Origin of the sequence: Zoogloea sp. LCSB751 (genome assembly GCF_002028455.1) — a bacterium.
Taxonomy (GTDB): domain Bacteria; phylum Pseudomonadota; class Gammaproteobacteria; order Burkholderiales; family Rhodocyclaceae; genus Zoogloea.
Window position 1 is genome coordinate 39,962 of sequence record NZ_MWUM01000024.1, and the last position, 13,054, is coordinate 53,015.

Below are 13,054 nucleotides of genomic sequence, written 5' to 3' on the forward strand. Positions count from 1 at the left end.
TTCTACGCCCGTGGCCGTGACAACTCCGGGCAGGGATAAGTCCGGCCGGGTGCCTGTCGGGGGCGGTTGGGGGCATCTGTGAGGAGGTCTCTGTGGGCGATACCTGTGGGGGCGAATGAATTCGCCCCCACAGGAGCGGAGTTTGCGGGACGGGGTGCGTGGAGCGTGGCAGCGGTCTCAGCGGGACAGCTCGATGCGGTCGCTGAGGACTCTTGCGGCCTCGTGTTGCAGCAGGTCCGGTCCGGCCGGCCGGGCCGGCGTGGCCGCTTCGGCAGCCAGCTCGGTGCGGCGGGTGACTTCCTTGAGGGACACTTCGACGCGCCCCTGGCGTGCTTCGAAGGCGTTCAGCGCGGCTTGCTGGGCCTGCAGTTCGGGGCTGGCGGCGACGCGTGCGGCATGGCGCTGTTGCAGTACGGCGGCGCTGTCGTCGAGGGGGGCGAGCGTGTCGTAGTTGGCGGCGCGGATGCGCAGGAAGGGCAGCGCGTTGTCGAAGCTGGCCTCGCCGGGCTGGGCGTGGGCGGGTAGCACCGGCAGCACGACGTCGGGCTTTACGCCGCGCAGCTGGGTGGTGCTGCCGTTGATACGGAAGAACTGCTGGATCGTGAATTTCACCTCGCCGAGCCCGGCCACGCCGCCGGCGGCCATGCGGTCCAGGTTTACCAGGGTCTGTACCGAGCCCTTGCCGTAGCTGTTCTCGCCAACGATCAGGCCGCGCCGGTAGTCCTGGATCGCGGCGGCGAAGATTTCCGATGCGGAGGCCGAGTTGCGGTCGATCAGTACGGCCAGCGGGCCGTTCCAGGCGATGGCCGGGTTGTTGTCGCCGCTGACCTGGGTGCGCCCGCGGCCGTCGCGCTGCTGCACCACCGGGCCGGTCTCGATGAACAGGCCGGTGAGTTCGACGGCTTCGTCGAGGGAGCCGCCGCCGTTGTTGCGCAGGTCCACCACCAGGCCATCCACCTTCTCGGTGCGCAGTTCGGCGAGCAGGCGGGCGACGTCGCGGGTGGCGCTACGGAAGCCGGCTTCGCCGCGGTTGCGCGCTTCGAAATCCTGGTAGAAGGCGGGCAGGGTGATGACGCCGATGCGGCGCGGCCGGCCGCCCTCGATGGTGTCGATGACGGCCTTGCTGGCCGCTTGGTCGTCGAGGCTGATCTTCTTGCGGACCAGCGCTACGGATTGCAGGCTGCCGGTCTGGGCGCCGCCGTTGGGCAGAATATCCAGGCGCACCACGGTGTCGGCCTTGCCGCGTACCTTGGCGGCGATGTCGTCGAGGCGCCAGCTCAGCACGTCTTCCACCTTGTCCTGGTCGCCCTCGCCGACGCCGACGATGCGGTCGCCCACGTGCAGGCGGCCGGACGTGGCGGCCGGTCCGCCGGGGGTGAGCTCACGGATCGTCGCGTAGTCGTCCTTGTCTTCCAGTACGGCGCCGATGCCTACCAGGGACAGACTCATGGAAATGTCGAACTCCCCGGCCGCCCGGGCGCCCAGGTAGGCGGTGTGCGGGTCGATGCTGCCGGTGTAGGCGCCCATGAAGAGCTGGAAGGCGTCTTCGCTGCGGGCCCGTTCGAGGCGGCGCTGGAAGCTTGCGTAGCGGCGCTCCAGGTTGCGGCGGATGGCGTCGTCGTCCTGGCCGGCGAGGCGCAGCTGCAACCAGTCGCTCTTGACGCGCTTGCGCCACAGCTCGTTCAGCTCGCTGCCGGAACGGGCCCACTCGGCCTTGTCCCGGCGCAGGGGGTAAGTCTCGTCGGTGTTGAAGTCGAAGCCGGCGGCCAGCAGTTTGCGCGCGTAGGCAAAGCGTTCGTCGGCGCGCTTTGCGTAGCGGTTGTAGATGGCGAAGGGAACGCGCAGATCCTTGTTGACGATGGCGTCGTCCAGGCTGAGGCGGGCGATCTGCCAGTCGTCGAGGTCGGTCTGCAGGAGGTACAGGCGGTCCGGGTCGAGGGCCTTGAGGTAGCGCGTGAAGATGCGCTCCGACTGGATGTCGTCGAGGGCGACCGGCGTGTAGTGGTAGTGGCCGACCAACTGCGAGGTCAGGTTGGCGGCCTGGCCCTGCCAGGGCTGCGGGCTGAGATCGGGCGGCGCGGCATGGACGGTGGTGGCGAAGATGCCCGTCAGGCACCAGTGGAGCGGTTTCATGGGGTCTCCGGGTGCGCGGGCAGGCCCCGTTTGCCGCCTGGGTGTCCGGGATGGACGGCAGCGACCGGGGCGGGCTTCATCGGGGGCTTACTTGGCGGCTGCGGCAGTGGCGGCGCGGGGGGCCGGCGGCGTGATGCGGGCCACCTTGCCGCCCTGGTCTTCATAGTCCAGGGTGCCGGCGGCGCCAGCGATCTTGAAGCCGCGGGCTGTCAGCTTGTCACCCACGTCGCCGGCCCGGTGGGCGCGGTTGGAGACGGTGATGATGCTGCGGTCCTTGGGAATGTAGTCGGCGTACTTCTCGACGTCGGAGGTCTGGATGTTGAGGAAGACCGGGAAGCTGCCCTTGGAGATCAGTTCGTCCGGGCGACGCACGTCGAGGACCAGCACCTGGCCGGGCTTGGCCAGCAGGGCGTCGATTTCGGCGCGGTTGAGCTGCTTGGTCTTGTAGGTCCAGGGCGGGGCCACATAGGGTTGCTGGGCGCCCGCGGCGGGGGCGGCCTGCTGGGCGATGGCGAGGGTGGAGCCGGCGGCGATCAGCGCGGCGAGCAGGAACTTGGCTTTCATCATGGTCCTTGGTGTTGGCTGTGTGGGTCGAATCCGCACGGGGCGGTGTCCTGCTGCTGTTCTGCAACAATCGCGCCGACTTGTGGCTGGCGCGTGTCATGTGCAGGTCTGGCGTTGACCCGTGCGGGCAAATCCCTGAAAGATGGTGCTTTTATTCATCTCCAGCGGCCGCCAGACCCGGCGGCGCGATCTCCGCTGTCCGGCTCATCTGCTGGTAGCGCATCAGCCGGGCGGGCAGTGCTGCTGCTCGTGGAGCAGCGCACCGGCGTCCTTTCAGCGCGCCGGGGTGCCGGTGGCTACGTTGCCGAAGCCGCCGTTGTTCTCCACGCAGATGCGCTCGTCCCGTTCGACGATGACCTCGCCCTTCGGGTGGTTGGCCAGTGTGGTTTCAAAGTGCCAGCCGTCCGGTGCGTCCTTGGCGGTGTAGCGTACCGCGGGGATGGTGGCAGTCCATGGCCGGGTGTAGACGGTGGGGTCGGTGATTTTCGCGACGTAGTTATAGCGCTTGCCGTCGGGGGAGAAGATGTAGCGTTCCTCGATGTGTACGTTCTCGCTGGCAAACTCGCCGGTGCGGCCAAACAAGGCCTTGCCGTTGTTGTTGGTGACGTCCACCACCAGCGTGTTGCCTTCCCAGTGGCCGCGGGAGTCGGCGTTCCACAGCTTGATGGCGGGCGGCAGGTGGGGTTTGCCGTCCAGGTGGATGACGCGGGTGCCGGAGTTGAACAGAAACACCACGTAGCCGGGGAACTGGCGGATCTCGTAGCCGTGCCAGATGAAGGACTTGGGCACGCCGCCGGGGGCGCAGCGGGCCAGCGGCTCGATGTATTTCGGCTCGGTGGGGTTGAAGAAGTGGGCCAGGAAGTCTTCCTGGGCGGCCTTCGCCCACGGCTGGAAGGGCACCTGCCCGTCGGCGGGATCGCTGACCCGGCTCGGCGCGCGTTCGGCCCGCGGGCCCAGCTTGCGGTTGCGGGTCTGCGGATCGCCGGGGATGCCGCCCTGCGGATCGGTCCAGTTGTTGTGGTTGCCTACGGTGTTGGACCAGTGGCCCTGTACGTCGGGCTGGCCGTCGGCCAGGCGCGGGCCGCTCCACTTGCCGGATTCGATGGCGGGAAAAGACTTCTCGATGAAGATGCCGCGGGTCGGTGGCGTCCGCGGCGCGGCCTGCTGGGCAGCAGCAAGGACAGGCAGGATTGCCAGAAGGCCGACAGCAAGGGCTGTGGGCCGGCGGGGGCGGCTATGGTTTTCATGTGTCATGGACTCCTCCCTCACGGCTTGGGCGGGTAGTGCGGGTCATAGTCGAGGGTGTAGCAGTAGTTCTCGACGAGTTGGAAGTTCTTCTCGCGGTGCCGGTGCAGCAGCACACCAAGGGTCCACGGGCGGCTGTAGACCTGTGGGTCGTCGAGGGTGGCCTTGTATTCGATGGTGTTGGCGTCGAGGTAGCGCCAGCGCTCCACCACGTGGAGGGCGTCGCTGTGGAAGTTGCCGGCGCGGTCGAGCCAGGTCTCGTCGTTGAAGTGCTTCGCGTCCACTACCAGGGTGTCGCCTTCCCAGCGGGCGCGGGAGTCGCCGAGCCACCAGTCGTTGGGTACCTTGGGATGGTCGGTGCCGTTGGTGTGGATGGTGCGTACCGAGTGGCCGAACTGGAACAGCAGGGTCAGGTCGCGCTCGCGCTGGAAGATCTGGAAGGGTTCCGGGTAGTAGATGCCGCGCGGCACGCCGAGGGTGAAGCACTTCAGGCGCGGGTCGGCGCTGTTGCGGGCCTCAAAGTTCTTGCGGCGCTGCTCCAGGGCTTTGGGCAGGTAGGGGATGGCGTCGCCCTCGACGATGCCGGGGCTGGGCGGCGCGTCCTTGCGCGTGGCGTGGGGCTCCAGGTCGTAGTCGGCGGCGCTGGTGGTCTGCCAGATGCCGGAGAAGTCGGGCTTGCCGTTGGCGAGGCGGGGAATGCGTTCCCCGTGGGCCGCCTGGCCGGGTTTGCCGGCGGCGCCGGCCAGCGGTGGCAGGGCCGCAGCCAGCGTGGCGCACAGCAGGGCCAGGCCGAAGGCCCGCCGGGTGGTGGTGTGTGTCATCAGCTCGGAGTGGGGGTTTGGGAGTGTTGGGGGCGTCGGGGAATCTTCAGGGCAATCCGTGCGCTCAGGGCTTGCGGCGGGACGCGCGCAGGCGCCGCAGCCAAACGCCCAGGCCCAGAAACACGCCCGCCAGCACGACCAGCGCAGGCCGCAGCAGGCTCCCGGTATCGGGATCCTGGCTGCGGGTCCATTCGAGCAGGGCGGCGCCGACGGTCGACGCGATGGACAGGGTGGCCGCCCCCAGGATGGTGGCGATGGCCAGGGCGAGCACGTTTCTGCTGCCGATGCGGGGAAAGGCGCCGCGGGGCAAGGGCATGGGCGAGGGGGCGGTGGTCGGCCTTAACGGGGTGCGGTGGGGCTGTCCTGGGCGCCGCCGGTCTGGAAGCTGCGGCCGTCGGCCAGCGCGACGGATACCGAGTAGCCGAAGGGGCCGCCGTTCTTGGCCTTGTAGCCCTTGACCCGGACTTCGGTGCCGGGGGGCAGTTCAGCCTTGGTCAGCCCTTTCTGTGCCAGCGTGAAGGGCGCGCCGAATTCGACGCCCCAGTTGGTCACCGTGCCGTCGGGGTTCTTGACGTCGAAGTACAGCCAGCTGTGGGGATTGACCCACTTGGCCTTGGTGACGGTGCCCTTCAGTTCGAGGGGTTGGTCGGCATCGAACTCGGCGGCGAAGGCGTGGTGCGCATGGGCCGGCAGGGTGCTGCCGGCCAGCAGCGCAATGAGGGCCAGCGCCGGCAGCCGTGCAGTAAGGGAGGCAGTGGTGGACATGGGGGTTCTCGTGTTTGCTGTTGCACACATCGAGCAAATCCGGGGCCATCGTGGAGGCTGTCGCCAGGGCGTGGCGTAGCATGCGTTCCGGGGCGAAATAAATGCCTTGTGAAACAAGCATGCACCGCCTATGACCGGCGGCCGCGCACGGCTGCCCGGCCCCAATATCGCGGGGCCGGGCAGCCGTGCGGGCTGCTGCCTGCCGAACAGCAGGGCAACCGCGTTTCGTGGATTTCAACAGTTGTGGGCGACGCTGCACCGGAGATGCGGGTCCGGGGCATGAAGATCGGCAGGCGCGGAAGTTGCCTGCAGTGGATCTGCGCCGGTACTCGGGCGAACGGGCAAAAAATGCGAACGGGGTTCGTCGCCGCCCGGCGTTCTTCCGTAAAATGACGATCAAATGAAAAACAATCTCCTTGCTCTGGCCCTGATGGGGCTGCTCAGCGTAGGCCAGGCGGCCGCCTCGGAGCCGGTTACCGGCAATCCCGACCACGAGGCGCTGCTGTCCAGCGCCGACCCGCGCCAGGCCGCCAACAAGCGCCTGGTCTACGATTTCTGGCGCGAGGTGTTCGAGGGCGGACACCTGGAACTGGCCGACAAATACCTGGCCGAGTCCTACATTCAACACAACCCGCGGGTGCCCACCGGGCGTGCCGGCTTCGTCGAGTTCTTCGGCAAGGTCACCAGGCCGAAGCCGATCGAGTCCCGCGTGCGCACGCCCATCGTCAGCATCATTGCCGAGGGTGAACTGGTGCTGCTGAGCTTCGTGCGCGAATATCCGGATGCCCGCGAGCCGGGCAAGAGCTACACGTCCACCTGGTTCGACCTTTTCCGGGTGCGGGATGGGCGTATCGTCGAGCACTGGGATGCCGCAACCCGCCCGTAATCTCATCGCCGCTGGCGTCCATGTCCGCCCGGGCCGCGCCGCGGACGTGGATGCCGTGGCCCGCCTGCTGGTGCGAACCTGGCGCACCAACTATCGCGGCCTGGTGTCCGACGCCTTTCTGGACCGCCTGAGCCCCGAGGAGCAGGCGGCGCGCCAGCTGCGCCTGATGACCCGGCCGGGGGCCTGCTACCGGGTGGCCGTCGAGGGCAGCACGGTGCTGGGTTTTGCCTGTGGCGGTCCGGCTCGCGATCCGGCCGACTGCTGGCGCCTGGAGCTGTACGCCCTTTACGTGGCGCCGCGTCTGCAAGGCCAGGGCATCGGCCGGCGTCTGCTCGAAGCCCTGTGGCGCGATCTCGGGGTGGAGGGGGGCGACGAGCTGGGGGTGTGGGTGCTGGCCGCCAATGACGAGGCCCGCGCCTTTTACGAGCGCCTCGGCGGCCGGCCGCGTTCCGCCGGCTGGCTCGATCTGGGCAGCCGGCGTTATCCGCAGGTTTCCTATGTGCTCGATCCGCCGGGCGTCGGCGGCAGGGCACGCGTCGCGAACTGAATGGATGGCGGTGATGGTGGATTCCTGGCCGGGGCGCGCCCCCGACGCCGGCGCCGTGCGGCGCCTGGGTCCGTATCTGTTGGTGGCGGCGCTCCTGCATGGCCTGGCCGGCCTGGGGTTGAGGCTGCCTGACCCGGCCGGAACGCAGGTGCCACCGCCGCTGCGCTTGAGCTGGAGCAAGCCGCCATCTCCGGCCGTTGTCCCACTGCGGCAACAGCCGTCCGAATCGTCACCTGAACCGGTGAGCACATCCGGCTCCCGCAACCTGCGCGGAGCGGTGGCCATCGCGCCTGCCCGCGTGCCACGGGTTGCAATTCCAGAGCCACCAGCGCCGGCTGCCGTCACACCGCCGAATCCATCCGCCCCTGCCGTGGAGCCAGTACGTGCACCGGCCGGTGCCGATCTGCTGGAGGGGGCCCGGCGGATGGCGCGGGATATCGGCCGCGAAGCGGCACGGGAAGGGGGCGTGAGCGGTAGTGCTGTGGCCGTCGTGCGCGCCACCCCTTCTGCGGTCGACCGTGCCGTGCTGCCGGAACTGGACCGGGCCCTGCGCAAGCGTCCCGCCGGCGAGGAGCGGCTCGGCGGTGGCATCCTGCGGATCACCACCGAGTCGGGACGTGTCTATTGCCTCAAACCTCCGTCGGATCTCGTTCGCGACGGTCCGGTCGAGCCCCTGGCAGTGCCGACGAATTGTCCGTGACGGGAAGGGGCGGCAGAGCGGATATACCGGGACAAGGGGCGCGATGCCGTCGGTGGCTCACGACGTCATCATGCTGTGCCTGAATCCCCGGTTGGCGCTCAGGAGTGCGTTGGCCTGGCGGATGCGCCGCCAATGGAGCGTCCACAGGGGGAGGGCGGCGAGTCCGGCGATCAGGCCGATGTCGTTGGGCAGCAGGGAGACGATCTGGGCGGAACACCAGCCGATCCCGCTCAGCGCACCGAAATTCCGGAACTGCCCGAAGACCGCATTCTGGCTCGATTCCCGCCGCAGGGAGCGGGTTACGTTGAGGATGATGAAGAAATCCTCGATGAAGTTGTACGGGATGAGGAACATCAGCCACACGCTGCGCGGGGAGGCTGCGCGGGAGCGTGGATGGATGAGCGACAGGGTGGTATGGAGGTCGCGGCAGTAGAGGAAGACCAGTGACAGGAACAGCAGGCCGATGGCGATGCTGCCCGGAACGCCGAAGGCCGCGAGCTCCCGCAGGATGCCGCCGCCCGCCGAAGGGGATATGAAGGGAAGCCCCAGCCCCAGTGCGACGGGGACTGTCAGGCACAGCTTGAGGGCGAGCAGGGCGGAGATTCGACTCATGTTCTGGAGTGCCTCCAGTCGATGGCCTGGTCGATCAGGGCGAATGCGGTCAATCCACGGGTCTCGATGAATGCCAAGGCAGTCTCCGGAGCGGCAATTCAGCTACGCCGCGGCTCGCGTTTGAGTATGCCTAATGGATCTGTTTGAATTGACTGCGATGATAATGTAATAAATTGATTCTTTGCGCAGGCACTTTGCCCGTTTTGAGGGGCGCGTGTCGGGAGGCCACGAAAGTGCTTCGGCAGTGGGCGGCATACGCCGTGCGGTCTGCTCGTGGAAGAGAAGTGGCCGCCATGCCCGGATGGCAGAGGCAGCGGAGGATCAGGTGCGGGCGGAAGCGCACGGCGCGCATGGCACGCTCGCTACCGGAACGGAAGAACCAGAGGCGTGAAGGAGGGCATGGCCGCTCTCCGCGTGATCGCCACCGCGGAGAGCGTGTGCTATTTGTGAGGCGAGGCCTCAGCGTCGTACCGGGGCTTCGCTGCCCTGGGCTACGCGGCGCCGGGGCGTGAGGAGTTCGATCTCGTCGGCGACGATGCGGGTGGCCTCTTGCAGCAGCACGTCCTTGCGGCCCTTGAGGGCTTTTTCGGAGTCGAGTTCGGCGCGCAGGCTGCGCTCCCCGGCTTGCAGACCATCGTCACCCAGGTGGGCGGCGGCTGTGGCGCCGGCGCGCTGGCGCAGGCGCGCTTCGCGGGCCTCCTTCTCGCGCTTGCGTTCTTCTTCTTGCAGAGAGAGCTCCTGCTTCTCGCGCAGCTTGAGGGCTTCGGCGACGTCTTCGGCCAGTTCGCGCAGTTCCTTTTCCTTGGCGGCGCGGGCTTCGTGGCGACGTTGCAGGTCGGGCAGGATGGCCTGCAGCTCGGAGGCCGGCCGATAGCTGGCGGGCGGGATCTGGATCGCCGGCAGGGCATTGTCGAAGCCCGTTTCGCCGAACTCCTTGGCCTCGAAGGCGGAGGGGAAGCGGATGTCGGGCGTCACGCCGTTGAGCTGGGTGGTGCCGCCGTTGATGCGGAAGAACTGGGCGATGGTCATCTTCAGCTCGCCGAACTGGGGCTGCTTGTTCTTGGCGATTTCGTCCAGATCGATGAGGGTCTGCACGGTGCCCTTGCCGAAGCTCGGCTCGCCGATGAGCAGCGCCCGGCCGTGGTCCTGCAGGGCGGCGGCGAGGATTTCCGACGCCGAGGCCGAGCCGCGGTTGATCATCACCGCCAGCGGGCCGTCCCAGGCGGCGCCGGGGTGTTCGTCGCTTTCCACCTCGATCTGGCCTTGCGAGTTGCGCTGCTGGACGACGGGGCCCTTGTCGATGAACAGGCCCGTCAGTTCGACGGCTTCGCGCAGGGAGCCGCCGCCGTTGTCGCGCAGGTCGAGGATCAGGCCTTCGACGCGTTCCTTCTTGAGTTCGCCGATCAGGCGGGCCACATCGCGGCTGGCGCTGCGATAGTCCTTGTCGCCGCGGCGGCGGCCCTCGAAGTCCTCGTAGAAGGCGGGCAGGGTGATGACGCCGATGCGCTGGCTCTTGCCGTTCACTTCGACGCGGGAGACGGATTTCCTGGCGGCCTGTTCCTCGAGCTTGATCTTGTCGCGGACCAGGGTGATGGTCTTGTGGCGACCGTCGGGGCCGCTGTTGGCGGGCAGGATGTCGAGGACCACGCGGGTGTCTTTGGTGCCGCGGATCAGCTTGACGGCTTCGTCCACGCGGGCGCCGACCAGGTCGGCCATCGCTGCGCCTTCGCCTTGGGCCACCCCGACGATGCGGTCGCCCACGCCGAGCTGACCGGAGCGCGCTGCCGGGCCGCCCGGGGTGAGTTCGCGGATCGTGATGTAGTCGTCGCGCTCCTGCAGCACGGCGCCGATGCCCACCAGCGACAGGCGCATCGAGATGTCGAAGGAGTCCGCCGAGCCGCGCCCCAGGTAGCTGGTATGCGGCTCGATGGTGCCTGCATAGGCGTTCATGAAGATCTGGAAGACGTCGTCGCTCTTGTTCTTGGCGCCGCGGGCGATGAAGCTCTCGTAACGCTTGTCGAGGGTTTCGCGGATGCCCTTGTCGTCCTTGCCGGCGAGGCGCAGGCGCAGCCAGTCGTTCTTGACGCGCTTGCGCCACAGGTCCTGCGCCTCGGCGTCGTCCTTCGGCCAGGCCGCCTTGCTGCGGTCGAGGGGGTAGCTCTCGGCCACGCTGAAGTCGAAGCCACTGGCCAGCTGGGCACGTGCGTAGGCGAGGCGCTCGGCGGAGCGCTCCTGGTAGCGCCGGAAGATCGCGAAGGGGCCGTCAAGTTCGCCTTGCAGGATGGCGTCGTCGAGCTGGGTCCGCAGATCGGCGAAGCCGTCGATGTCGGCCTGGGTGAAGAACAGGCGTTCCGGATCGAGGGACTTGAGGTAGGCATCGAAGATCTTTGCCGACAACGCGTCGTCGAGGGGCTTCACCGCGTAGTGGTAGCGGCTCAGGAACATCGAGCTGAGGTAGGCCGCCTGCGCCTGCTCGGGTGTCGGCGTGAGGCGCGGCGGCGGGGCATCCGCGAGTGCCGTGCCGCAGAAGGCCAGGGCCAGCAGGGTTCCGATCAGGCGCTTTTTCATGGGGCGATTACCAGGCGGGAGTGGTCGAGGTGGCGGCCGGTTGGGCCGGGGCCGGTTCGGGGGTCGGCAGCAGACCGCCGGCCACCGCGTAGGTGGCGCCGCCGGCGATCAGCAGCGAAAGCACAAAGGCTACCAGACCGCCCCCGCGCTTGGCATCGGAGGTGGGCAGCGGTGCATGCAGATCGGCCTCCTGCCAGCCGGTGATCATCGGCTTGACCAGATTCTCGCCCTTGACCCGCAGGTAGAAGGCGATGGCGCCGACGTGCAGGACGATCAGCGCCAGGAGGCCGTTCTGCAGCCAGGCGTGCCAGGAATGGAAGCTGTCGGAGGCGTCCTTGCCGACCAGGTCGGCGAGGGGGCCCTGGAAGGCGATGTCGTCATTGGTGAACAGGCCGGTGGCCGCCTGGGCGCCGACCAGGGCCAGCAGGCCCAGCACCGACAGGGCGCCGATCGGGTTGTGGCCGATGCCGCGCCATTCGCCGCGCAGGTAGGCGCGGATCGCGCCGGGGCCGCGCACGAAGCTGGCGAAGCGGGCGGTGGCGGAGCCGACGAAGCCCCACACGATGCGGAAGATCACCAGGCCGACGATCAGGTAGCCGGCGCGGCCATGCCATTCGATGAGATTGCCACCGATCTTGCCGGACACATAGGCGAAGGCGACGCTGATCACCAGCGACCAGTGGAAGAGACGGATGGGAAGGTCCCAGACGCGTTGTCGGTTCATGATTGCTCCTGGATATGGGGAAGGGATCCGGTTTTTCAAGTCGGGCCGGCGCCCGGGCTACAGGGGCGGGGGCGGATCACAGCCGGCCTCCGCCGGCGGCCTTGAAGAGCGCCACGCTGCCGGTCAGGCGGCGCACCATGATGTCGAGGCGGGCCCGTTCGGCGTTGAGGGCGACGGTCTGGGCGTTGGTCACATTGAGGTAGCTGACGGTGCCGGCCAGGTACTGGTTGTTCACCAGTTCGAGGGTTTCAGTGGCGGCGGCCAGGGCTTCGGCCTGCGCAGCGGCTTCGGCTTCGAGGGTCTGCAGCGCGGCCAGGTTGTCTTCCACCTCCTGGAAGGCGGTCTGCACGGTCAGGCGGTAGTTGGCGACGGTTTCGTCCCAGGCTGCGACGGCCTGGGCTTTCCGTGCGTCGCGGGCGCCGGCGTCGAACAGGGTCAGTGCGAGGTTGGGGCCGAGGGACCAGAAGTGGTTGGGCAGGGAGAACACCCGTTGCAGCGCGCTGCTCTGGGTGCCGCCGCTGGCGCCGAGGGTCAGGGTCGGGAAGAAGGCCGCTTGGGCGACGCCGATCTGTGCGTTGGCGGCTGCCACCCGGCGTTCGGCGGCGGCGATGTCGGGGCGCCGTTCGAGCAGCGTGGACGGCAGCAGGCCCGGCACGGCGGGCAGGTTCGGTGCTGCGCTGGAGGGAGCCAGCACCAGTTCGCCGGGGGCCCGTCCGGTCAGCACCGAGAGGGCGTGTTCGAGCTGCTTGCGTTGCACGTCCAGGTCGATCAGCTGGGCTTCGGCGGTCTTCAGCTGGGCTTGGGCCTGGGTGACGTCGGCACGGGCGGCGACGCCGGCGTCGAAGCGGTTGCGGGTGATGTCCGCGGAGCGCTTGTAGGCCGCAACGGTACGCACCAGCAGCGCGTGCTGGGCATCGTTGATGCGCAGCTGCAGGTAGGCCTGGACGACCGCCGCCTGGGCGCTCAACTGCACGCCGGCCAGGTCGGCGGCGACGGCGGCGGCACTGGCCGCGCTGGCTTCGTTGGTGCGGGCGATACGGCCCCACAGGTCGGCTTCCCAGCTGGCCGTGAGGGACAGCCGGCTTGTGTTGCGGGCCGGGATGCTGGCGGTGCTGCCGGTGGTCGTGCTGGTGGTGGCGCCCTGGCTGCGGGTGACCGCCAGGTTGCTGCCGAGGGTCGGGAAGTACTGGGCCTGGGCTGCGTCGAGCAGGGCGGTGGCCTGGCGGTAGCGCGCCTCGGCGATGCGGATGTTCTGATTGGCGCGGCCTGCTTCATCGACCAGGGTGTCCAGCTGGGCGTCGCCGAAGCGCTTCCACCATTCGCCGGCCTGCTGGCCGTCGCCGGGTTCGGCCAGCTTCCAGCCGGCGGCTTCCCGGAACTGTGCCGGCACGGCGGCTTCCGGGCGGTGGTGGTCGGGGCCGACGGCGCAGCCGGCGAGGGCGAGCAGGTTGAAGGAGACGAGGAGGCTATGCTTCATGGAGAAAGGCAT

At 68.4% G+C, this 13,054-nt stretch carries 13 protein-coding genes; 3 read left to right on the forward strand and 10 right to left on the reverse strand.

Annotated features, from left to right (window positions below; translation table 11 throughout):
• Nucleotides 1–177: 177 nt before the first annotated feature.
• From B4920_RS20730 to B4920_RS20755, 6 genes are all read right to left on the reverse strand, one after another.
• A complete protein-coding gene (locus tag B4920_RS20730) occupies nt 178–2,133 on the reverse strand; it encodes a carboxy terminal-processing peptidase (protein WP_079436588.1) in 1,956 nt (651 codons plus the stop codon).
• Between the two features lie 87 nt (nt 2,134–2,220).
• Nucleotides 2,221–2,700, reverse strand: a complete 480-nt coding sequence (locus tag B4920_RS20735) for a rhodanese-like domain-containing protein (RefSeq protein ID WP_216819976.1) — start codon at nt 2,698–2,700, stop codon at nt 2,221–2,223.
• Nucleotides 2,701–2,970: 270 nt separating this feature from the next.
• The gene (locus B4920_RS20740; protein WP_079436589.1) at nt 2,971–3,951 is read right to left on the reverse strand and encodes a hypothetical protein; all 981 of its coding nucleotides are present in this window, start codon (nt 3,949–3,951) and stop codon (nt 2,971–2,973) included.
• 11 nt (nt 3,952–3,962) lie between these two features.
• Nucleotides 3,963–4,763 carry a hypothetical protein gene (locus B4920_RS20745; protein ID WP_216819977.1) on the reverse strand — a complete coding sequence of 267 codons (801 nt, stop codon included), beginning with the start codon at nt 4,761–4,763 and terminating at the stop codon, nt 3,963–3,965.
• A 64-nt stretch (nt 4,764–4,827) separates the two neighbouring features.
• Nucleotides 4,828–5,079, reverse strand: coding sequence for a hypothetical protein (locus tag B4920_RS20750; protein ID WP_079436590.1), 252 nt, complete (start codon nt 5,077–5,079; stop codon nt 4,828–4,830).
• A 23-nt stretch (nt 5,080–5,102) separates the two neighbouring features.
• Nucleotides 5,103–5,528, reverse strand: coding sequence for a DUF6152 family protein (locus B4920_RS20755; RefSeq protein ID WP_079436591.1), 426 nt, complete (start codon nt 5,526–5,528; stop codon nt 5,103–5,105).
• Nucleotides 5,529–5,928: 400 nt separating this feature from the next.
• Here B4920_RS20755 and B4920_RS20760 point away from each other — a divergent pair, with 400 nt between their 5' ends.
• From B4920_RS20760 to B4920_RS20770, 3 genes are read left to right on the forward strand one after another with little or no spacing between them, the layout of a single operon-like run.
• Complete coding sequence (locus B4920_RS20760; protein WP_079436592.1) at nt 5,929–6,414, forward strand: nuclear transport factor 2 family protein; 486 nt, start codon at nt 5,929–5,931, stop codon at nt 6,412–6,414.
• Nucleotides 6,395–6,961 carry a GNAT family N-acetyltransferase gene (locus B4920_RS20765; protein ID WP_161493360.1) on the forward strand — a complete coding sequence of 189 codons (567 nt, stop codon included), beginning with the start codon at nt 6,395–6,397 and terminating at the stop codon, nt 6,959–6,961. Before B4920_RS20760 ends, B4920_RS20765 begins: the two co-directional genes overlap by 20 nt.
• A 13-nt stretch (nt 6,962–6,974) precedes the next feature.
• On the forward strand, nt 6,975–7,661 hold the full coding sequence (locus tag B4920_RS20770) for a hypothetical protein (protein ID WP_139379585.1): 687 nt from the start codon (nt 6,975–6,977) through the stop codon (nt 7,659–7,661).
• Between the two features lie 57 nt (nt 7,662–7,718).
• Here the strand turns inward: B4920_RS20770 and B4920_RS20775 are convergent, their stop codons facing one another.
• From B4920_RS20775 to B4920_RS20790, 4 genes are all read right to left on the reverse strand, one after another.
• Entirely contained in the window at nt 7,719–8,273 is a 555-nt protein-coding gene (locus B4920_RS20775; RefSeq protein WP_079436595.1) for a hypothetical protein, read from the reverse strand.
• Nucleotides 8,274–8,732: 459 nt separating this feature from the next.
• On the reverse strand, nt 8,733–10,841 hold the full coding sequence (locus B4920_RS20780) for a carboxy terminal-processing peptidase (RefSeq protein WP_079436596.1): 2,109 nt from the start codon (nt 10,839–10,841) through the stop codon (nt 8,733–8,735).
• Nucleotides 10,842–10,848: 7 nt separating this feature from the next.
• A complete protein-coding gene (locus B4920_RS20785) occupies nt 10,849–11,565 on the reverse strand; it encodes a cytochrome b/b6 domain-containing protein (protein ID WP_079436597.1) in 717 nt (238 codons plus the stop codon).
• A 76-nt stretch (nt 11,566–11,641) separates the two neighbouring features.
• Nucleotides 11,642–13,042: an efflux transporter outer membrane subunit gene (locus B4920_RS20790; protein ID WP_216819978.1), complete on the reverse strand. Its 1,401-nt coding sequence runs from the start codon at nt 13,040–13,042 to the stop codon at nt 11,642–11,644.
• Nucleotides 13,043–13,054 lie beyond the last annotated feature (12 nt).